Origin of the sequence: Streptomyces sp. NBC_01474, from assembly GCF_035918215.1 — a bacterium.
GTDB classification, from domain to species: domain Bacteria; phylum Actinomycetota; class Actinomycetes; order Streptomycetales; family Streptomycetaceae; genus Streptomyces; species Streptomyces aureus.
Genome location: NZ_CP109449.1, coordinates 9,412,490 through 9,432,764, shown reverse-complemented (window position 1 = coordinate 9,432,764; position 20,275 = coordinate 9,412,490). Strand labels below are relative to the sequence as shown.

Below are 20,275 nucleotides of genomic sequence, written 5' to 3'. Positions count from 1 at the left end.
TGGGGCCGCGACCTTCCCGAGCTGCGGAAGGACGAGACCTCGCCGTGCCGGCGCCGGAGGGAAACAGCCGGGCACCCGCGTGATCACTTGCGCGGCTCGGCCGTGGTGCTCAGGCAGTGTGCGCCTCCATCGCGTCGACGATCTCGGTGCTCAGGCGGTGTGCGCCTCGATCGCGTCGATGATCTCGGGCCAGAGTTCGCGCGGGCGGTCGTGGCCCATGTCGGGGATCAGCAAGAGCTTCGCTCCGGGTACAAGTTCCGCGGTGCGTTCGCCTCCGCTCGGAGTGATCAGCGTGTCGTCCAAGCCGTGGATCACCAGAGTTGGCACCTCTAGGGTCCGGAGCGCCTCCGCACGCGAGCCGTCGAGGATCATCGCTCCGAGTTGACGCCCGACTCCCGCCGGGTAGTAGGCCCGGTCGTAACTGCCGGCAGCCAGCTCGCGAAGGAGTGCGGCGTCGCCGTATCGCCTGGACGCCCACACCAGTTCGCGATCCGCCGCTGCGATGTATCCCTCGCGGTCCGCCGGCTTCGGGCTCAGGAGTACCGCTTGGGCCTCGGGGTCGGACCGGCCGTATTCGGGTTCGCCGGTCGAGGACATCATCGACGTCAGGGTCAGGACCCGGGTGGGCTGGGCGATGGCCATCTTCTGGGCGATCATTCCGCCCATCGAGGTCCCGACCACGTGAGCGCCTTCGATGCCGAGCGCGGTGAGCAGGTCGAGGCCGTCGGCTGCCATGTCCGTCAAGGTGTACGGGATCATGGCGAGGGCGGAGGCAATGTCTCCGGAGCTCACAGCCGCGATGAACCGGCCCATGTCGACGGGGTGCTCGTCGAACTTGGTGGACAGCCCGCAGTCGCGGTTGTCGTAGCGGATCACGTGGCGGCCACGGTCGGCCAGTGCACGGCAGAAGTCGTCGTGCCAGGCGATCATCTGGGCGCCGAACCCCATCACCAGCAGGACGGGCGGGTCAGCGGGATCACCGAACGTCTCGTACGCGAGGGACATTCCGGGCGAGACTTCGACACGTGGCATGCCCGGATCTTGCCAGCATCGGGTGTCTCCGCGCATGCGGAATATCGGCCGCCGGATGTTGCTGGTGTCGATGCCCTCCACAGCTCACACAGGCCCATTGCGTCCAGCACCCCTGGCCCGTGGCCGAGGGTGCGCAATGCTCCCCCGGCAACGGGCCCAGGCCGTGCGGTCGGTGATGTGTGTCCTCAGACCTTCGTGGTCCTCGCCTGGTGTGTCGTCAGGATGCGGTGGATCAGGCGGGCGCCCGCTCGGGCGGTGCGGTGGTCGGTGTCGAGGTCCGGGTTGAGTTCCGCGATGTCGACCACGAGCGGCTTTCCGCTCGCCGCCACCTTGGCGCAGACGTGCTCGATGATCTCCATCTGGACTCCGTGGGCGGCCGGGGCGCTGACGCCGGGGGCCACTGCGGCCGGGAGCACATCGAGGTCGATGCTGAGGTGCAGCACGTCGTGGCTGTCGATGAACTCGTCCGTGAAGGCGTCGACCGCGGGCAGGTTCAGCACACCGCATTCGGTGTCCGGCAGGTAGCGCACACCGAGGCGCTCTGCGGTGCGGAACAGATGCGCGGTGTTGCTCGGCTGGCTGACCCCGAGCACGCGGTAGTTGAGCCGGTGCCCGCGCCGCTCCTCGCTCCGCGCCATTTGCAGGAACGGCGTGCCCGAGCTCGCGCGCACGTCGTCGCGGAGGTCGAAGTGCGCGTCGAGGTTGAGCACTCCGAGCCGCCCGCCGGCCCGGACGGCCCGCGTGGAGACGAGCCCCAGGTACGTGCCGTACGCCACCTCGTGGCCACCGCCGAGGACCACGACGGGAGCACCGCGGTCGACGAGCGGGCCGACGACCTGCCCGAGCCGGTGGTGGCCCAACTCCAGTTCTCCGTCGGTGACTTCGATGTCTCCGGCGTCGAGCGCGGTCAGCGGGGCGGGCAGGGCCATCGAGGCGAGGGCGGCGCGCAGTTCGCGCGGACCGTTCGCCGCGCCTTGACGGCCCTTGTTGCGGCGGACGCCCTCGTCGCTGCGGAAGCCGACGAACGTGGCGTCCCACGGCCCCGGGGCGCCGGTGTCGGTGCTGATCGCGTGGTGCCAGCGCAGGTGCTCGTTCCCGGGGCCGTCGTCCCGGCCGTGCCAGCGTTCGGGGGCCGCGTCCACGGTGAGTTCGATGGTGGCGACAGCACTCACTGGGAGTCGTCCCCCTCGGTCATCGGGACGCGTACGCCGCGGTCCTGTGCCACGGAGGCGGCGTGCTCGTAGCCGGCGTCGACGTGGCGGATGACGCCCATGCCCGGGTCGTTGGTGAGCACGCGCGACAGCTTCTGCGCGGCGAGTTCGGTGCCGTCCGCGATGCAGACCTGACCCGCGTGGATGGAGCGGCCCATGCCGACGCCGCCGCCGTGGTGGATGGACACCCAGGAGGCGCCGGAGGAGGTGTTCACCAGGGCGTTGAGCAGCGGCCAGTCGGCGATGGCGTCGGAGCCGTCGAGCATCGACTCGGTCTCGCGGTACGGCGAGGCGACGGATCCGGAGTCGAGGTGGTCGCGGCCGATGGCGAGCGGGGCGGACAGCTCGCCGCTCGCGACCATCTCGTTGAACTTGACGCCAGCGCGGTGGCGTTCGCCGTAGCCGAGCCAGCAGATACGGGCGGGCAGGCCCTCGAACTCGACGCGCTCGGCGGCCATCTTGAGCCAGCGGTGCAGGTGCTCGTTCTCGGGGAAGAGCTCCATGATCGCGCGGTCGGTGGCCTCGATGTCCTTGGGGTCGCCGGACAGGGCCGCCCACCGGAAGGGGCCGAGGCCCTCTTCGAACAGCGGCCGGATGTGGGCGGGGACGAAGCCGGGGAAGTCGAAGGCGCGCCGGTAGCCGGCCTTGCGGGCCTCGTCGCGGATCGAGTTGCCGTAGTCGAAGACCTCGGCTCCGGCGTCGAGGAAGCCGACCATGGCCTCGACGTGGCGGGCCATCGACTCGCGGGAGCGGCGGGTGAAGTCGGCGGGGTCCTTGCGGGCCTGCTCGTGCCACTCCTCGACGCTCACGCCGACGGGGAGGTAGGCCAGCGGGTCGTGCGCGGAGGTCTGGTCGGTCACGATGTCGATCGGCGCGCCCATTTCGAGGAGCCGCGGGAAAAGTTCGGCGGCGTTGCCGGTGAGGCCGATGGAGAGCGGGCGGCGGGCCTCCTTGGCCTCGATGGCCAGGCTCAGCGCGTGGTCGAGGTCGTCGGCGGCGACGTCGAGGTAACGGTGGGCGATGCGGCGCTCGATGCGGGTGGGGTCGACGTCGACGCAGATCGCGACGCCGTCATTCATGGTCACGGCGAGCGGCTGGGCGCCGCCCATGCCGCCGAGGCCGGCGGTCAGGGTGATGGTGCCCGCGAGGGTGCCGTTGAACTTCTTGCGGGCGACGGCGCCGAAGGTCTCGTACGTGCCCTGCAGGATGCCCTGACTGCCGATGTAGATCCACGAGCCGGCGGTCATCTGCCCGTACATGGTCAGGCCGCGTGCCTCGAGGGAGCGGAACTCCTCCCAGTTGGCCCAGTCGCCGACCAGGTTGGAGTTGGCGAGCAGGACGCGGGGTGCCCACTCGCTGGTGCGCATGACTCCGACGGGCTTGCCGGACTGCACCAGCATCGTCTCGTCGTCCTTGAGCGTCTTCAGGGTGCGCACGATCGCGTCGAAGGACGCCCAGTCGCGTGCGGCCTTGCCGGTTCCGCCGTAGACGACCAGGTCTTCGGGGTGCTCGGCGACCTCGGGGTCGAGGTTGTTCATGAGCATGCGCAGGGCGCCCTCCTGCTGCCAGCCGAGGCAGTTGAGTTCACTTCCACGGGGGGCGCGGATGTGGCGGGACTCGGGGGAAACGCCGGTCATGTTCTCTCCTGGTCGATGGCGGTGGAGTTGCGTGTTCCATGACAGGCGAGGCGCCGCACGCGTTCCAGCGGCGGCCGCCCAGGTTCTCGGATCCGAGAACGGCGCCGGCCGGCGGTGATGTGGGGGCGCTCAGGGGCGCGGGTTCCGTGCGGGCCGCCTCGCCTAGGATTGCCGTGGTGTTCGCGCATGTGGCGCGACGGATCCATGGGGTACGAGGACGGTGGACGGCTTGGTCGTGGAGGCTGCGGAGATCGCCCGGCTCTATGCGCGGCAGACGCCCGCTTCCGCCCCGGCCTATCAGCGGATCAAGGACCTTGTGGCCGGGGAGATCCTGGGTGGGCGCTGGCGCGAGGGCGAGGCGCTTCCCTCGGAGAGCCAGTTCGTCGAGTCGCTGGGCCTGTCCCGTATGACGATCAACCGCGCCCTGCGCGAGCTGAGCGCCGACGGGCTGCTCCGGCGCGTCATGGGCGTGGGCACGTTCGTGGCGCGGCGCAAGAGCAGTTCCGCGCTCGCCGGGGTGCACAACATCGCCGACGAGGTCCGGGACCGCGGGCATGGCTACTCGGCCAGGGTGCTGTCCCTGCGCGAGGAGCTCCCCGACCCCGAGATCAGCGCTCAGCTCGGCCTCGACGGGCGGCGCAGCGCGTTCCGCTCACGTGTCGTGCACCTGGAGGACGGTGCGGCGGTCCAGTTGGAGGACCGCTACGTCCACCCGGACTTCGCCCCCGGCTATCTCGACCAGGACTTCACCGCGGGTACGCCGTTCACGTTCCTGTCCGAGGTCGCCCCGCTGGGCAAGGGCGAGCACATCGTCGAGGCGGTACTGCCGTCCGCCGAGGAGTGCGAGATCCTCGGCATCGGCCCGTCCGAGCCGTGCCTGCTCATCCAGCGCCGCACCTGGTCCGGGGATGCTGTCGTGAGCGTCGCGCGGCTGATCCATCCCGGATCCAGGTACCGCCTGGTGGGGACGTTCGACGCCCACTGAGTCGGGCTGCCGTCAGCGTGCCCGCGTCGGGGCCGGTTTCGCGGTCGGGCGTCGGCCGGACATCGCGGCCGTCAGCCGTGCCGCCCCCTGCTCCAGGACCTCGCGGACGTGGTCGGGGTCGTGCCGGCTGTAGTGCCGGTGCCAGGTGCTGCTGAGTGCGGCGACGGGCCGTTCGTTGTGGTCGAAGGCCGCGACACCCAGCGACCGGAAGCCCTCGGAGACCAGCTCGACCTCCTCCGACCAGCCTCGTGCGCGGTCACGGGCCAGCAGGTCGAGGAGTTCCGACAGCGAGCGGGGTCCTCTGCCGGTACGCGTGATGAGATCCGCCTGCCGGGGGAAGAGAGCCCGCACCTGTGCCGGGGACACGTGGGCGAGAAGGGCGCGCCCGTTGGCCGTCAGGTGGGCGGGCAGCCGGACGCCGACGTCGGTGACGAGGGAGATGTCCGCGTCGCCGGACCGGTTCGACGGGGGCCGTTCCTTCAGCAGGTAGACGGTCTCCGCGCCGTGGACGATGCCGAGGTGCACGGTCTGGCCCAGACGTGCCGAGGTGGTGCGCAGGATGGGGCGCGCGAGGCGCTCCAGCGGTTCGTGGCGCAGATAGGCCGAGCCGATCTCGAAGGACGCGACCCCAAGACCGTACGCCTGCTCCTTGGGGAGGTAGGTGACGAAGCCGCGGTCCACCAGGACCGAGAGGACGTGGTACGCGGACGATCTGGGGATGTCGAGTTCGCGGGCCAGGGCCGCGGCCTGGACGGGGCCCGAGCGTCCGGCGAGGTGCAGCAGGATGTCCAGCGCGCGACCGACGGCAGGCGAGGCGCTGGACGCCGTTGTCCGTTCACCCATTGGTCCACCTCTTGACTCATCTGTATATACAGGAATATACAAGGGCCTTCGTCATGCGGGAGTGCTGACGAACGCCGTCGACCGGCACGTGATTCAGCCCCGCCACCTCACCCGGAACCCGGCGTTCCCAAGGAGGACCTGCTTTGTCCACCGACACCACGTCCCTGCAACGCGGGCTCAAGTCCCGGCACATACGCTTCATCGCCCTGGGTTCCGCAATCGGGACCGGTCTCTTCTACGGCTCCTCGGAGTCCATCAAGGCGGCGGGGCCCGCCGTCCTGCTGGCCTATCTGATCGGTGGCGCCGCGGTCTTCCTCGTCCTGCGCTCGCTGGGCGAGATGGCGGTGAGCCGCCCGTGCGCCGGATCCTTCGGCGAATACGCCACAAAGTACCTCGGACCGCTGCCGGGTTTCCTCACCGGCTGGACGTACGCCCTCGAGATGGTCTTCGTCTGTCTGGCGGACATCACGGCACTCGGCGTCTACATGAGCTTCTGGTTCCCGGACGTGCCACGGTGGATCTGGCTCCTCGCGGCCGTCGGCATCATCGGCGCGATGAACCTGTTCAGCGTCAAGGTCTTCGGTGAGCTGGAGTTCTGGCTCTCCTTCGCCAAGGTCGTCGCCATCATCGCGATGATCCTCGCCGGCCTTGCGATCATCGTCTTCGGGTTCGGCGGCAACGGCGACGCAGGCATCTCGAACCTGTGGAGCAACGGCGGGTTCATGCCCAACGGCATCCAGGGCCTGGTCCTGTCCTTCGCCGTGGTGATGTTCGCCTTCGGCGGCACGGAGATCATCGGCGTCACCGCCGGCGAGGCGCAGAACCCGGAGAAGACCATTCCGAGCGCCGTGAACTCCATCCCGATCCGCATCGTGCTCTTCTACGTGCTGACGCTCGCGGTCCTCATGTCGCTCAACCCGTGGGAGCACATCGGCGCGAAGGGCAGCCCGTTCGTCGAGATCTTCGCCGGTATCGGCGTCGCCTCCGCGGCCACCGTGCTGAACGTCGTGGTCATCATCGCGGCCCTGTCCGCGATCAACAGCAACATCTTCGCCGCCGGACGCATCATGTACGGCATGGCCGAGCGCAACCAGGCGCCGTCCGTCATGCGCCGCCTCTCCCGCAACGGCGTGCCGTGGATGACCGTCGTCATCATGATCGGCGCACTCCTCTTCGGTGTGCTCCTGAACTACCTCATGCCCGAACGGGTGTTCCTCGTCATCGCCTCGATCGCGACCTTCGCCACGGTGTGGGTCTGGCTGATGATCCTCCTGTCCCAGGTCAGCGCGCGCCGCAAGATGTCCGCGCAGGAGGTCGCCGCACTGAAGTACCCGGCGCCGTTCTGGCCCTACGGCCAGATCATCACCATCGCCTTCATGGTCTGCGTGGTGGTGCTCCTCGCGTTCTCGGACAGCACCCGGATCGCGCTGATGGTCGGCGGGGTGTGGCTGGCCCTGATGACGTGCGTGTACTACCTCTGGCTGCGCCCCCGGGCCCGGCGGGCGGCAGCGGCCGACACCGCGCCGCAGGTCTCGTACGAGAACGAGTCCACCGAGGGCCAGGAGCCCTCGGACGAGGATGCCGCCAGGGCCGGGCTGGAGCCCGTGCGCCAGCGATAAGGGCGGCAGAAAGGGCCGGCGGAACCGCGACAGCGACGGTTCCGCCGGCCCTTTTCGCGTGGGGGCCGGGACCGCCACCGCGCCCGTGATCAGCCCGAGATCCCGGTGCATGCGGCAACTGTCTGGGATCCCAGACAGTAACCCTCCGCAGCCACTGACGAAGACGTTCCGTTTTCGGGCTTCATGGAGTCATGAACGAAACCTTCGTAGGGGTCGGCCCCCTCTCCGTCGCCGATGTCGTGTCCGTCGCCCGGCACGGGGCCCGCGTGACCCTCACCCACGAAGCCCTGGGCGAGATAGCCCAGAGCCGCAAGGTGGTCGAGAACCTCGCCAACGACGTCGTACCCCACTACGGCGTCTCCACGGGCTTCGGCGCCCTGGCCACCCGTCACATCCCGCTGGAGCTGCGCGCGCAGCTCCAGCGCAGCCTCGTGCGCTCGCACGCCGCCGGCTCAGGCGCCGAGGTCGAGCGCGAGGTCGTCCGCGCCCTCATGCTGCTGCGTCTGTCGACGCTCGCCACCGGCCGCACCGGTGTGCGCCCCGACACCGCCCAGGCCTACGCCGACCTGCTCAACGCCGGCATCACCCCGGTCGTCCACGAGTACGGCTCGCTCGGCTGCTCCGGCGACCTCGCCCCGCTCGCCCACTGCGCCCTCGCCGTCATGGGCGAAGGCCAGGTGCGTGACGCGAAGGGCGACCTGATGCCCGCCGCGGACGCACTCGCCGCCGCCGACCTCTCCCCGGTCACGCTGCACGAGAAGGAGGGCCTGGCCCTCATCAACGGCACCGACGGCATGCTCGGCCAACTCGTCATGGCCGCGCACGACTTGCAGATGCTGCTGCGCACCGCCGACATCGCCGCCGCCATGAGCGTCGAGGGCCAGCTCGGCACGGACGCCGTGTTCGCCGCCGACCTCCAGGCCATGCGCCCGCACCCGGGCCAGGGTTCGAGTGCCGCCAACCTCACCACCCTCCTGAAGGGTTCGGAGATCGTCGCGAGCCACCGCGGTCCGGAGTGCACCCGGGTCCAGGACGCGTACTCGCTGCGCTGCACCCCGCAGGTCCACGGCGCCGCCCGCGACACGCTGGCGCACGCCGAGACGGTCGCCGCGCGTGAGCTGGCCAGCGCCATCGACAACCCCGTCGTCACGCCGGACGGACGCGTCGAGTCCAACGGCAACTTCCACGGCGCGCCCGTGGCCTGTGTCCTGGACTTCCTTGCCATCTCCGTCGCCGACGTGGCCTCCGTCAGTGAGCGGCGTACCGACCGCTTCCTCGACGTCGCGCGCAACCACGGCCTGAACGCCTTCCTCGCCGACGACCCGGGCGTGGACTCCGGCCACATGATCGCCCAGTACACCCAGGCGGGCATCGTCTCCGAGCTCAAGCGCCTCGCCGCGCCCGCCTCGGTCGACTCCATCCCCTCCAGCGCCATGCAGGAGGACCACGTCTCCATGGGGTGGGCCGCGGCCCGCAAGCTGCGCCGCGCCATCGACGGCCTGACCCGTGTGGTCGCCGTCGAGATCCTCACCGCGGCCCGCGCGCTCGACCTCCGTGGCCCGCTGGCCCCCGCGCCCGCCACGGCGGCCGTCCTGGCCGGACTGCGCCGCGATGTCGAGGGCCCCGGCACCGACCGGTACCTCGCTCCCGAGATCGAGGCCGCCGTGCAGTTCGTGGCCACCGGCGGCGCCCTCGCGGCCGCCGAGTCGGTCACCGGCCCGCTGGGCTGAACCGATCGGACCTGGTTCCTGTGACCGTCCGCGCCTGGTCTCTGTGATCGTTCGCGCCTGGTCCAAATAAGCCGAACTCCCGCCGCCGGCCTGTCCGGCGGCGGGAGTTCGGCTTCTGCGTGAGGCGCACCGCTTCTAGGTGAGGTGTCCCGCCGTCTGCGTACGGGCCTGTGCGTCGGCCACCCCGCCGATGCGCCGGCTCAGTTGGTTGGCCGTACGGGTCACCTGCGCGGCGATCCGCCGCTGTTGTTCGGCCCCGACCTCGTCGCCGCGAAAAGTGACCGCGACACCTGCGACGGGGTGCGCGCCGTGGTCGAGGACCGCGGCCGCCACGGACGAGAAGCCCGGCGTCACCTCGCCGTCCTCCGTGGCGTACCCCCGCCGCCGCGCCTCCACGAGGAGTTGGCGGAGCGCGGTCAGCGAACCGGGGCCGGACTCGTTGCGCAGGACGAAGGCCGACGCGTCGGGGAACAGGGCCCGCACCTGCGCCTGCGGCAGACGGGCCAGGACGGCCCGACCGCTGGCGGTGAGGTGGGCCGGCAGCCGGACACCGACCTCGGTCACCAGGGGGGCACGTCCTGGCGCACGTTCCTCGATCACGTAGATGACCTCGCGGCCGTGCAGTACGGCGAGGTGCGCGTTGTGGCCCGTGCTGTCGACGAGCTTGGCCAACGGCATCCGCGCCATGCGCTGGAAGGGCGCCTGCCTGCTGTATCCGGAGGCGAGTTCGAAGGCGCTGACGCCCAGGCCGTAGCGTCGCTCCTCCAACAGGTGCACGACGAAGCCCTCGCGCGCCAGGGTGTCGAGCAGGTGGTACGTCGTCGAGCGGGGAAGCCCGACGTCACGGCTGATCGCCGCGGCGGGTACGGGCCCTGCCTGGCCCGCGAGATAGCGGAGGATGGCCAGCACCTGGGCGGCGGCGGGAACGGGAGACATACCGGGAGGTTACGTCCGCCCGTCGGCCCCGCACCGAACCACCCGTACGAAGTCTGGGATACGAGACGCAATGCGGGCGGCGGCCCTGGCACCGCCCCCGGGGCCTGATGCTTGATGGAAGCCCCCGGTGCGGACGCGCGATGGAACGCCGTCCGCACCGGGGCACTCACTCATCCGCTGCCCGGCCGTGTGCCCACGGATCACGCCGCGCCGGCAGGACCTGGCCGCAGCATCCACGGAGAGATTCACATGCCAGTCCCCCAGCCCCTCGCCGAAGCCGGACGCGCCGGTGCTGATCTGCCCGGCGCCTCCACGCTGATCACGAACATCGGCGCCCTGGTCACCAACGACGCCACGCGCGGAACGGGTCCACTCGGCCTGATCACCGACGCCGCGCTGGTCATCGACGGCACCGATGTCGCCTGGGTGGGCCCCCGGGCCGAGGCGCCCACGACCGACCGCAGCTTCGACGCCCAGGGCCGGGCAGCCATCCCCGGATTCGTCGACTCGCACTCCCACCTCGTCTTCGCCGGCGACCGAACCGCGGAGTTCAACGCGCGGATGTCGGGCCGTGCCTACAGCGCCGGCGGCATCCGTACGACCGTCGAGGCCACCCGGGCCGCACCGGACAGCGCGCTCCACGCCACCGCCGGGCGCCATGTGTCCGAAGCGCTGCGGCAGGGCACGACCACCGTCGAGATCAAGTCGGGCTACGGCCTCACGGTGGAACACGAGGCCCGGTCACTGGCCGTCGCCGCCGCCCACACCGACGAGGTGACGTTCCTCGGCGCGCATGTCGTGCCCGCCGAGTTCGCCGAGGACCCGGCCGGCTATGTCGACCTGGTGACGGGCCCGATGCTCGACGCGTGTGCGCCGCACGCCCGTTGGGCGGATGTCTTCTGCGAGCAGGGAGCCTTCGACGCGGACCAGGCGCGCGCGATCCTCGAGGCCGCGTCCGCCCGCGGACTCCTGCCGAGGATGCACGCCAACCAGCTCAGCCACGGGCCGGGCGTCCAGCTCGCCGTCGAACTCGGCGCCGCCTCGGCCGACCACTGCACCCACCTCACCGACTCCGACGTCGACGCGCTCGCGCACGGCGACACCGTGGCGACGCTGCTGCCGGGGGCGGAGTTCTCGACGCGGGCGACCTACCCCGACGCACGTCGTCTGCTCGACGCCGGCGCGACCGTGGCGCTGTCCCCCGACTGCAACCCCGGCTCCTCCTTCACGAGTTCGATGGCGTTCTGCGTCGCCCTCGCCGTACGGGAGATGGGCATGACGCCGGACGAGGCGCTCTGGTCGGCGACGGCGGGCGGCGCACGGGCGCTGCGCCGCGACGACGTCGGCACGCTGTCACCCGGGGCGCGCGCCGACCTCGTACTCCTGGACGCGCCCTCGCACGTGCACCTCGCCTACCGCCCCGGTGTTCCCCTCGTCTCCGCCGTCTGGCGCGCCGGCAGGTGCGTCGTCCGGCCCACCTGAGGAATCCCGCGCGCCACCCCCTGTACGCGCGCCACCCCCCGTTCGATCACCGCCCTCCCGAGACACGACGTCACAAACGAGGAAGCCACACGATGGGTGACACACCCGCCAATCCGCCTGCCGGCGTGTACAGCAGCGTCCGTCAGCTGCGTGCCGACGCCTGGAGCTCACTGACCGAACTCGCACGCCAGTGGGCGTCCGACACCTCGAGCGCAGCCCGCAGGCAGGCGACGCAGGAGCGGCTGGACGAACTCTTCCGGCAGTTGCTGCCGATCGAGAACTGCTGGGCCTTCCCCGGCAGGTCCGCCTTCACCGAACTGCGCCGCCTGCGCACGGCCGAGGACCGGTACGGCCTGGCCCGGCGCACGGACGAACTGCATCGCGCCCTGGGCACGGAGTCGTACCGCAGCGCGACGCCCCGGAAGGCCGAACCGACCGCTCCGGCCGGGGAGGAGCCGCTTCCGGGCGGGACGACGCCCAAGCCGTACTTCGAGGTCCTCGTGGTCGGCGAACTGACCGCGGCGGAGGAGGAGGCGCTGCGCATCTCGCTGCGCGGCCGGCGCCGCGCCGAGGACGAGTTCGTGTACGAGATCGTCGTCGCGCCCAGCTTCGAGGACGCGGTGATGGCGGTCCTGGTCAACCCCGGTCTGCAAGCCGTGGTCATCCACCGGAGGTTCGCCGACCGTTCCCCGTACGACCTGAGTGTCGTCGCGGGCCTCGTCGAACAGCCGCAGGCCGACCCGTTCGCGCAGGACGGGCCCTACGAGCAGAGGGCGCAGGCGCTCGGTGCGCGGCTGCTCGAACTGCGGCCCGAGATGGACCTCTATCTCATGACCGACGGCTCGGTGGAGCGGATCGCCGGTGTGCTCAGCAGCGGATTCGCCCGGGTCTTCCACGCGCGCGAAGGGCTGCTCGAACTCCACCTGTCGATTCTGCACGGCGTCCGCGAACGCTTCCGCGCACCGTTCTTCACCGCGCTCAGAGCACACAGCAGACGACCGACAGGTGTCTTCCACGCGCTCCCCATCTCCCGCGGAACGTCGCTGCTGACCTCGCACTGGATCCCCGAGATGGTCGAGTTCTACGGGCTGAACATCTTCCTCGCCGAGACGTCCGCCACCTCGGGCGGCCTCGACTCCTTGCTGGAGCCGACGGGCCCGCTGCGGGAGGCCCAGGACCTCGCCGCCAAGACGTTCGGGGCGCGCCAGTCCTACTTCGTCACCAACGGGACGTCCACCGCCAACAAGGTGGTCGTACAGGCGCTGGTACGGCCGGGCGACATCGTCCTGGTCGACCGCAACTGCCACAAGTCCCACCACTACGGGCTGATGCTCGCGGGCGCCCAGGTGGTCTACCTCGACGCCTATCCCCTGGACCGGTACGGGATGTACGGCGCCGTGCCGGTGAAGGAGATCAAGCGCAAGCTGCTGGAGCTGCGGCGGGCCGGTCTCCTCGACCGCGTCAAGATGCTGATGCTGACCAACTGCACCTTCGACGGCATCGTCTACAACCCGACGCGGGTGATGGAGGAGTGCCTGGCGCTCAAGCCCGATCTGGCGTTCCTGTGGGACGAGGCGTGGTTCGCCTTCGCCCGCTTCCACCCGGTCTACCGCCGGCGCACCGCCATGGCCGCCGCCCGCACCCTCACGGAGAACCTGCGCGGACAGGGCCTCGCCGACCGATACGCCCGACAGCAGCAGGAGTTGGGCGACGATCCCGACGACGAGATGCTCCTCGACCACCGGCTCGTCCCCGACCCCGCCAAGGCCCGGATCCGGGTGTACGCCACGCAGTCGACGCACAAGACGCTCACCTCGCTGCGCCAGGGTTCCATGATCCACGTCTTCGACCAGGACTTCAGCCACCGCACGGCGGAGACGTTCCGCGAGGCGTACATGACGCACACCTCCACGTCCCCCAACTATCAGATCCTCGCCTCCCTGGACCTGGGCCGAAGACAGGCCGCGCTGGAAGGTTTCGAGCTGGTGCAGAAGCAGCTCGAACAGGCAGGGGTGCTGCGTGATGCGATCGACCAGCACCCCGTACTCAGCCGGTACTTGCGCTTCCTGACGACGCCCGACCTGATCCCGGGCGAATTCCGGGCCTCCGGCGTGGAACAGCCGCTGCGGACCGGTCTGGCACGGATGTCGGAGGCCTGGGAGGACGACGAGTTCGTGCTCGACCCGACCCGGGCGACCCTGCACATCGGTCTCACGGGCATCGACGGGGACACGTTCAAGCACGAGCACCTGATGGACCGCTACGGGGTGCAGGTCAACAAGAGCACCCGCAACACGCTGCTGTTCATGACGAACATCGGCACCACCCGCAGCGCCGTCGCCTACCTCATCGAGGTGCTCCTCAAGATCGTCGAGGAACTGGAGGATCGCAAGGACGAGTTGGGCCCGCCCGCTCTGCGTCGACAAGCCGCCGACGCCGCATGGGACGCCGTCGTCGCCCTGCCCGACTTCAGCTCCTTCCATCCCGCCTTCCGACCGGGAGGCCGTACACCCGAAGGGGACATCCGCCGGGCCTTCTACCTGGCGTACGACGAGACGCAGTGCGAGTACCTGTCGGCGGACGAGGTCACCGAGGCCATGACCGGCGGCCGGGACGTCGTCTCGGCCACGTTTGTGACCCCGTACCCGCCCGGATTCCCCGTACTGGTCCCCGGTCAGGTCGTCAACGACGCCGTACTGGACTACATGCGGGCCCTCGACACCCGGGAGATCCATGGATACCGGCCGGAGACCGGGTACCGGGTGTTCACCGAGCAGGCATTGAAGGAGCAGCAAACGCTCCTGGAGTCCGACAACGGCCCCTGGGCGACGGCCTGATCGATCCGGTCCGACGTCCGGAGCGCCCTCGTTGCCGTACGTCGACGAGATGGACGGGCGCGGGCCCGAGGCCGATCCTCGACACACGATTACCGACCGCTTAGTATCCGCAGGCAGCACACGCATCCCCTCGTGTATCCCACGACAGACAGTCGCCGGCCGTCAGCCCTGGAAATCAGCGCGGACGGCCACGACGGAGAGGCCGCCCATGAACGGCGCGCAGTCGCTGATCCGTACTCTCGTCCGTACCGGTGTCGACGTGTGCTTCGCCAACCCCGGCACCTCGGAGATGCACTTCGTCGCCGCGCTCGACTCCGTACCCGAAATGCGCGGCGTGCTCGGCCTGTTCGAGGGTGCCGTCACCGGGGCCGCCGACGGATACGCACGCATCGCCGGCAAACCGGCCGCCACGCTGCTGCACCTGGGCCCCGGCCTCGGCAACGGGCTGGCCAATCTCCACAACGCGCGGCGGGCCCACACCCCCGTCGTGAACGTGGTGGGCGACCACGCCACCCACCACAAGAAGTACGACGCTCCCCTGGAGTCCGACATCGATCCGGTGGCCGGGTCGGTGAGCGGCTGGGTGCGGCGCAGCGACCGGGTCGCCGAGGTCGGCGCCGACGCTGCGGCCGCGGTGGCGGCCTCGATGAAGGCACCGGGACAGGTCGCGACGCTGATCCTGCCCGCCGACGCGTCCTGGGACGAGGGCGGTCAGGTCGCCGAACCACTGCCCTCGCGCACATCTGCGGCTCCCGGTCCGCAGACGGTGTCGTCCATCGCTGACATCCTCCGCAGCGGCGAACCCGCCGCGCTGCTGATCGGCGGCCCGGCCTGCCGTGAGCCCGGCCTCCTCGCGACCAGCCGGATCGCGAACGCCACCGGCGTGCGCGCGCTGGTGGAGACCTTCCCCGCGCGACTGGAGCGCGGCGCGGGCCTGCCCGCCATCGAGCGCCTCCGCTACCTCGCCGAGCAGGCCGTCCGCCAACTCGACGGTGTCAAGCACCTGATCGTGGCGGGCACTCGCTCCCCCGTGTCGTTCTTCGCCTACCCCGGCAAGCCGAGCGACCTGGTACCCGAGGGCGCCCAGGTGCACACCCTCGCCGATCCGTCCCAGGACGTGGTCGCCGCTCTGGAAGCGCTGGCCGAGCAGGTGGCCGCGGACACGCTCCCGACCCTGGCCGAGCCCGCCCTCCCGTCGTTCCCGAGCGGCCCCCTGACCGCGAACAACTGGGCCGAAGTCGTCGGCGCCCTGCTTCCCGCCGGCGCGATCATCTCGGACGAGGCGAACACCTCCGGCGCCGCCTTGCCGGCCGCCACGGTCGGCGCGCCCCGGCACGACGTACTGACGCTGACCGGCGGCGCGATCGGGCAGGGCATACCGGTCGCCACCGGGGCGGCAATCGCGGCACCGGACCGGCCGGTCGTCAACCTGGAGGCCGACGGCAGTGCGATGTACACGATCTCGGCCCTGTGGACCCAGGCACGCGAGAACCTCGACGTCACCACCGTCATCCTGAACAACAGCGCCTACGCCGTACTGCGCCTCGAAATGCTGCGGGTGGGCGCCGACCTCTCGGGTCCTGCCGCGAAGACGCTGCTCGACCTCTCCTCGCCCGACCTGAACTTCGCCAAGATCGCGGAAGGGATGGGTGTCCCGTCGTCGCGGGCGACCACCTGCGAGGAACTCGCCGAGCAGCTCCGCCGCGCCTTCGCGGAACCGGGCCCTCATCTGATCGACGCCGTGGTCCCGCCTCACCTGTAGTGGGCCCCGAACGACGAAGGAGAACATGTGGACGAGCCTGAGCGGCTGGAAGAGGCAAGCGCCGAGGTACAGGAGCGCGTCCGGGCCAGCTTCGACCAGCAGGGGCTGATGGCCCACCTCGGTGCGCGGCTCACGCGCATCGCACCGGGCGTCGTGCACATCGCGCTCCCGGCCCGGCCCGAAGTGACCCAGCAGCACGGCTACTTCCACGCCGGCGCCACCAGTTCCATCGCCGACAGCGCCGGTGGCTACGCGGCCTTCACTCTGTTCCCCGAGAACACCGAGGTGCTCACGGTCGAATACAAGATCAACCTGCTCGCGCCCGCCCTCGGCGACCACCTTGAGGCCGTCGGAACCGTCCTCAGGGCCGGGCGGACCCTGACCGTGTGCCAGCTGGAGGTTTTCGCCGCGCAGGAGAACGGCACACGCAAGCTCGTGGCCCACGGACAGCAGACGCTGATCCGCGTGAACAGGACCGCGCAGTGAGCGGGGCGACTCGGCTGCACCCGCGACGAGCGTTCCCTCGACCTCAGCTTTAGGGTGAGACTTCGACGCCCCTCCCCTCCCGGCCACGGAGGTCAGCGCGCGTGGTCGCGCATGACGCGTTTGGTGCGCGAGTAGTCGTCCAGCGCGTACACCGACAGGTCCCGGCCGTAGCCGGATCCCTTGAAGCCGCCCCAGGGGACTTCGGTCGCCGGCACGAGAGGTGAGTTGACCCGCCCGAGTCGTCACGGGGGCGCCGCGCGCCGACCCACGGGACGGAGGGCCTCCGGCGCGTCAGGGCTTCGTCGACTCGCCGCCCTGATCAGCGGGTTGGGCCCGCGGCCAAGCCATGGGCCATGGTCAGATGGCGTCGCGCACGGCCCGTTCGAAGCCCTCGACATGCGCGCGGGCGATCTGGGCCGCCGCATCCGGCTCACCGGCGACGATCGCGTCGATCAGCGGTCCGTGCTCCTCGACGTGGCCGGCCATGTCGGCGAGCCGGTCGATGAACAGGCACCAGATCCGCGTGGCCAGATTGTCGTGGCGGATGAGGGTGTCTTCCAGGTACGGGTTGTGCGTGGCGGCGTACACGGCACGGTGGACCTTGAGGTCCAGATGCATCAGCTCGGCCGCATCGCTGTGCCGGGGATCCACGCCTGCCAGTTCACGCCGTACGGCTGTCAGGGCCGCACGGTCCTCGGCCGTGGCCCGCCGTGCCGCACGGGCGGCGGCCAAGGGCTCGAGCTCCAGGCGGACTTCGGAGATATGGGCCAGGTCGGTGATGTTGACTTCGGTGGCGAAGGTGCCGCGCCTGGGATAGGTCGTGACGAGCCGCTCGTACTGGAGTCGTTTGAGGGCCTCGCGCACCGGGGTGCGGCCGACTCCGAGGGACTGGGCGAGCTGATCCTCGTTGATGGGCGCGCCCGGGCGGATGTCGAGCATGACGAGCTGATCGCGGATGGCGCGGTAGGCGCGCTCGGCGAGGGACAGCTCCTCGCCGCCGACCGCCGGCTCGGTCGCCACGTGCTGCATGAGGCCCCCTTGACCTGTCCATCGAGGTCCCATACCTTACCGCACAGACTGATATATCAGTTGCTCATTAGTCGGCTCTCAGAATGGTGTGCAGATGGCAACGGACGCCCAGTCGATCACCACGCCTACGACCTCCGCTTCGCTCCACGCCCTTCCGCTCAGCGAGCTCGACCCGGACATCGCCGCCGCCGTCGACGCCGAGCTGCACCGCCAGCAGTCGACGCTGGAGATGATCGCGTCGGAGAACTTCGCCCCGGCCGCCGTCATGGAGGCCCAGGGCTCGGTCCTCACCAACAAGTACGCCGAGGGCTACCCCGGCCGCCGCTACTACGGCGGCTGTGAACACGTGGACGTCATCGAGCAGTTGGCCATCGAGCGGGTCAAGGACCTGTTCGGCGCCGAGGCCGCAAACGTACAGCCGCACTCGGGCGCCCAGGCCAACGCCGCCGCGATGTTCGCACTCCTCAGCCCGGGCGACACGATCCTCGGCCTCGACCTGGCGCACGGCGGCCACCTGACCCACGGCATGCGCATCAACTTCTCCGGCAAGCTCTACAACGTCGTGCCGTACCACGTAGGCGAGTCCGACCTGCGTATCGACATGGACGAGGTCGAGCGGCTCGCGCGCGAGCACCGGCCCAAGCTGATCGTCGCCGGCTGGTCGGCCTACCCCCGACGCCTCGACTTCGCCGCGTTCCGGCGGATCGCCGACGAGGTGGGCGCCTACCTGATGGTGGACATGGCGCACTTCGCCGGACTCGTCGCGGCCGGACTGCACCCAAGTCCCGTTCCGTACGCGGACGTTGTCACGACCACCACCCACAAGACGCTCGGCGGTCCGCGCGGCGGAGTGATCCTCAGCCGGGCCGGTCTCGCCAAGAAGATCAACTCCGCGGTCTTCCCCGGGCAGCAGGGCGGGCCCCTCGAGCACGTCATCGCGGCGAAGGCGGTGGCCTTCAAGGTGGCGGCGAGCGAGGAGTTCAAGGAGCGCCAGCAGCGCACCCTGGACGGCGCCCGCATCCTGGCCGGGCGACTGCTCAGCGACGATGTGGCCGAGGCCGGGATCACCGTGCTCACCGGCGGCACCGAGGTCCACCTGGTCCTCGTCGACCTGCGGAACTCCGCGCTCGACGGGCAGCAGGCCGAGGACCGGCTGCACCGCGTCGGCATCACCGTCAACCGCAACGCGGTGCCGTTCGACCCGCGCCCGCCGATGGTCTCGTCCGGCCTGCGGATCGGTACGCCGGCGCTGGCCACGCGCGGCTTCGGCGCCGAGGAGTTCCGTGAGGTCGCCGACATCATCGCCGGGACGCTCAGGCCCGAACATCTCGGCGAGGAGCAGGCGAGCCTGCTGCGGGACCGGGTGGAGAAGCTCGCCGATGCGTTCCCCCTGTACCCCCATCTGCCCCGCCTGCCCCAGCCGCCCCACCTGCCTCGCCTGAACGGAGACGCGGCATGACCGTCCAGCCGCAGCCGACCCTGCCGGAACACCCGGACTTCCTCTGGCGCAATCCCGAGCCGCGCTCCTCGTACGACGTCGTCATCGTCGGCGCGGGCGGGCACGGCCTGGCGACCGCCTACTACCTCGCGAAGGAACACGGCATCACCAATGTCGCGGTCCTGGAGAAGGGCTGGCTGGCCGGCGGCAACATGGCCCGCAACACCACCATCATCCGCTCCAACTACCTGTGGGACGAGAGCGCGGCGATCTACGAGCACGCGCTCAAGTTGTGGGAGGGACTCCCGGAGGAGCTGGACTACGACTTCCTGTTCAGCCAGCGCGGCGTCCTCAACCTCGCGCACACCCTCCAGGACGTCCGCGAGGGCAGGCGCCGCGCCAACGCCAACCGGCTCAACGGAATCGACGCCGAATGGCTCGACCCGGACCAGGTCGCCGAGGTCTGCCCCATCCTCAACGTCTCCCCGGACACCCGGTACCCGGTGCTCGGCGGCACCTTCCAGCCCCGCGCCGGCATCGCCAAGCACGACCACGTCGCCTGGGCGCTCGCCCGCCGCGCGGACGAGATGGGCGTCGACCTGATCCAGGGCTGCGAGGTCACCGGCTTCGTCAAGGACGGCGAGAGGGTCGTGGGTGTCGAGACCAACCTCGGCCGCATCAACGCCGGCCGGGTCGGTCTCGCGGCCGCCGGACACAGCAGCGTGCTCGCCGAGCGGGCCGGAGTCCGCCTCCCCGTCCAGTCCCACCCGCTCCAGGCACTGGTCTCCGAGCTCCACGAGCCGGTCCACCCCACCGTCGTCATGTCGAACCACGTCCATGTCTACGTCTCCCAGGCGCACAAGGGCGAACTGGTGATGGGCGCGGGCGTCGACTCGTACAACGGATACGGACAGCGCGGTTCCTTCCACGTCATCGAGGAGCAGATGGCCGCGGCCGTCGAACTGTTCCCGATCTTCGCGCGGGCGCATGTGCTGCGGACCTGGGGCGGCATCGTCGACGTCACCCCGGACGCCTCGCCGATCATCAGCGCCACTCCCGTCGAGAACCTCTTCGTCAACTGCGGCTGGGGTACCGGCGGCTTCAAGGCCACGCCGGCCGCCGGCTGGACCTTCGCGCACACCGTCGCCACGGGCGAGGCGCACCCGCTCAACGCCCCCTTCGCCCTCGACCGCTTCACGACGGGCGCACTGATCGACGAACACGGCGCCGCGGCCGTGGCCCACTGAG

The 20,275-nt window shown here is 70.4% G+C and carries 15 protein-coding genes and 1 pseudogene; 9 read left to right on the top strand and 7 right to left on the bottom strand.

Annotation, left to right across the window (positions count from 1 at the left end; genetic code table 11):
• Window positions 1-150 precede the first annotated feature (150 nt).
• From OG758_RS43200 to hutU, 3 genes are all read right to left on the bottom strand, one after another.
• The gene (locus OG758_RS43200) at window positions 151-1,032 is read right to left on the bottom strand and encodes an alpha/beta fold hydrolase (RefSeq protein ID WP_326714883.1); all 882 of its coding nucleotides are present in this window, start codon (window positions 1,030-1,032) and stop codon (window positions 151-153) included.
• A 185-nt stretch (window positions 1,033-1,217) separates the two neighbouring features.
• Complete coding sequence (gene hutG / locus OG758_RS43195; RefSeq protein ID WP_326714882.1) at window positions 1,218-2,204, bottom strand: formimidoylglutamase; 987 nt, start codon at window positions 2,202-2,204, stop codon at window positions 1,218-1,220.
• The gene (gene hutU / locus OG758_RS43190) at window positions 2,201-3,880 is read right to left on the bottom strand and encodes a urocanate hydratase (RefSeq protein WP_326714881.1); all 1,680 of its coding nucleotides are present in this window, start codon (window positions 3,878-3,880) and stop codon (window positions 2,201-2,203) included. The genes hutG and hutU overlap by 4 nt, the downstream gene beginning before the upstream one ends.
• Before the next feature lie 235 nt (window positions 3,881-4,115).
• Here hutU and hutC point away from each other — a divergent pair, with 235 nt between their 5' ends.
• Entirely contained in the window at window positions 4,116-4,865 is a 750-nt protein-coding gene (gene hutC / locus OG758_RS43185) for a histidine utilization repressor (RefSeq protein ID WP_326716227.1), read from the top strand.
• A 12-nt stretch (window positions 4,866-4,877) separates the two neighbouring features.
• On the opposite strand, the gene OG758_RS43180 is transcribed toward hutC, so the two are convergent.
• Window positions 4,878-5,708 (bottom strand): IclR family transcriptional regulator, encoded by an 831-nt coding sequence (locus tag OG758_RS43180; RefSeq protein ID WP_326714880.1) that lies wholly within the window; start codon window positions 5,706-5,708, stop codon window positions 4,878-4,880.
• A 143-nt stretch (window positions 5,709-5,851) separates the two neighbouring features.
• Between OG758_RS43180 and OG758_RS43175 the strand changes: the two genes are divergently transcribed.
• Window positions 5,852-7,327, top strand: a complete 1,476-nt coding sequence (locus OG758_RS43175; RefSeq protein ID WP_326714879.1) for an amino acid permease — start codon at window positions 5,852-5,854, stop codon at window positions 7,325-7,327.
• Window positions 7,328-7,518: 191 nt separating this feature from the next.
• Window positions 7,519-9,057: a histidine ammonia-lyase gene (gene hutH / locus OG758_RS43170; protein ID WP_326714878.1), complete on the top strand. Its 1,539-nt coding sequence runs from the start codon at window positions 7,519-7,521 to the stop codon at window positions 9,055-9,057.
• A 135-nt stretch (window positions 9,058-9,192) separates the two neighbouring features.
• Here the strand turns inward: hutH and OG758_RS43165 are convergent, their stop codons facing one another.
• Complete coding sequence (locus OG758_RS43165; protein ID WP_326714877.1) at window positions 9,193-9,993, bottom strand: IclR family transcriptional regulator; 801 nt, start codon at window positions 9,991-9,993, stop codon at window positions 9,193-9,195.
• Window positions 9,994-10,242: 249 nt separating this feature from the next.
• Here OG758_RS43165 and hutI point away from each other — a divergent pair, with 249 nt between their 5' ends.
• The 4 genes from hutI (at window position 10,243) to OG758_RS43145 (ending at window position 16,560) form a co-directional block, all read left to right on the top strand.
• Window positions 10,243-11,475, top strand: a complete 1,233-nt coding sequence (gene hutI, locus OG758_RS43160) for an imidazolonepropionase (RefSeq protein ID WP_326714876.1) — start codon at window positions 10,243-10,245, stop codon at window positions 11,473-11,475.
• Between the two features lie 92 nt (window positions 11,476-11,567).
• Entirely contained in the window at window positions 11,568-14,312 is a 2,745-nt protein-coding gene (locus OG758_RS43155) for an aminotransferase class I/II-fold pyridoxal phosphate-dependent enzyme (RefSeq protein WP_326714875.1), read from the top strand.
• Between the two features lie 208 nt (window positions 14,313-14,520).
• Window positions 14,521-16,074, top strand: coding sequence for an acetolactate synthase large subunit (locus tag OG758_RS43150; RefSeq protein WP_326714874.1), 1,554 nt, complete (start codon window positions 14,521-14,523; stop codon window positions 16,072-16,074).
• 108 nt (window positions 16,075-16,182) lie between these two features.
• Complete coding sequence (locus OG758_RS43145; protein WP_382627221.1) at window positions 16,183-16,560, top strand: PaaI family thioesterase; 378 nt, start codon at window positions 16,183-16,185, stop codon at window positions 16,558-16,560.
• Window positions 16,561-16,652: 92 nt separating this feature from the next.
• Here OG758_RS43145 and OG758_RS43140 read toward each other — a convergent pair.
• Window positions 16,653-16,778: pseudogene (locus tag OG758_RS43140) on the bottom strand (aldehyde dehydrogenase family protein); the annotation flags it as partial.
• Window positions 16,779-16,917: 139 nt separating this feature from the next.
• The gene (locus OG758_RS43135; RefSeq protein WP_326714872.1) at window positions 16,918-17,589 is read right to left on the bottom strand and encodes a GntR family transcriptional regulator; all 672 of its coding nucleotides are present in this window, start codon (window positions 17,587-17,589) and stop codon (window positions 16,918-16,920) included.
• 94 nt (window positions 17,590-17,683) lie between these two features.
• On the opposite strand from OG758_RS43135, the gene glyA reads away from it, so the two are divergent.
• Together glyA and OG758_RS43125 are read left to right on the top strand one after the other, a co-directional pair.
• On the top strand, window positions 17,684-19,048 hold the full coding sequence (gene glyA / locus OG758_RS43130) for a serine hydroxymethyltransferase (protein ID WP_326714871.1): 1,365 nt from the start codon (window positions 17,684-17,686) through the stop codon (window positions 19,046-19,048).
• Window positions 19,045-20,274, top strand: coding sequence for a sarcosine oxidase subunit beta family protein (locus OG758_RS43125; protein WP_326714870.1), 1,230 nt, complete (start codon window positions 19,045-19,047; stop codon window positions 20,272-20,274). Before glyA ends, OG758_RS43125 begins: the two co-directional genes overlap by 4 nt.
• Window position 20,275: the final 1 nt, after the last annotated feature.

What these genes read in the sequence shown, in the direction of transcription:
- OG758_RS43200 (WP_326714883.1), bottom strand. Translation starts at nt 1,032, where the DNA reads ATGCCACGTGTCGAAGTCTCGCCCGGAATGTCCCTCGCGTACGAGACG.
- hutU (WP_326714881.1), bottom strand. Translation starts at nt 3,880, where the DNA reads ATGACCGGCGTTTCCCCCGAGTCCCGCCACATCCGCGCCCCCCGTGGA.
- OG758_RS43180 (WP_326714880.1), bottom strand. Translation starts at nt 5,708, where the DNA reads ATGGGTGAACGGACAACGGCGTCCAGCGCCTCGCCTGCCGTCGGTCGC.
- hutH (WP_326714878.1), top strand. Translation starts at nt 7,519, where the DNA reads ATGAACGAAACCTTCGTAGGGGTCGGCCCCCTCTCCGTCGCCGATGTC.
- OG758_RS43165 (WP_326714877.1), bottom strand. Translation starts at nt 9,993, where the DNA reads ATGTCTCCCGTTCCCGCCGCCGCCCAGGTGCTGGCCATCCTCCGCTAT.
- hutI (WP_326714876.1), top strand. Translation starts at nt 10,243, where the DNA reads ATGCCAGTCCCCCAGCCCCTCGCCGAAGCCGGACGCGCCGGTGCTGAT.
- OG758_RS43155 (WP_326714875.1), top strand. Translation starts at nt 11,568, where the DNA reads ATGGGTGACACACCCGCCAATCCGCCTGCCGGCGTGTACAGCAGCGTC.
- OG758_RS43150 (WP_326714874.1), top strand. Translation starts at nt 14,521, where the DNA reads ATGAACGGCGCGCAGTCGCTGATCCGTACTCTCGTCCGTACCGGTGTC.
- OG758_RS43145 (WP_382627221.1), top strand. Translation starts at nt 16,183, where the DNA reads ATGGCCCACCTCGGTGCGCGGCTCACGCGCATCGCACCGGGCGTCGTG.
- OG758_RS43135 (WP_326714872.1), bottom strand. Translation starts at nt 17,589, where the DNA reads ATGCAGCACGTGGCGACCGAGCCGGCGGTCGGCGGCGAGGAGCTGTCC.
- glyA (WP_326714871.1), top strand. Translation starts at nt 17,684, where the DNA reads ATGGCAACGGACGCCCAGTCGATCACCACGCCTACGACCTCCGCTTCG.
- OG758_RS43125 (WP_326714870.1), top strand. Translation starts at nt 19,045, where the DNA reads ATGACCGTCCAGCCGCAGCCGACCCTGCCGGAACACCCGGACTTCCTC.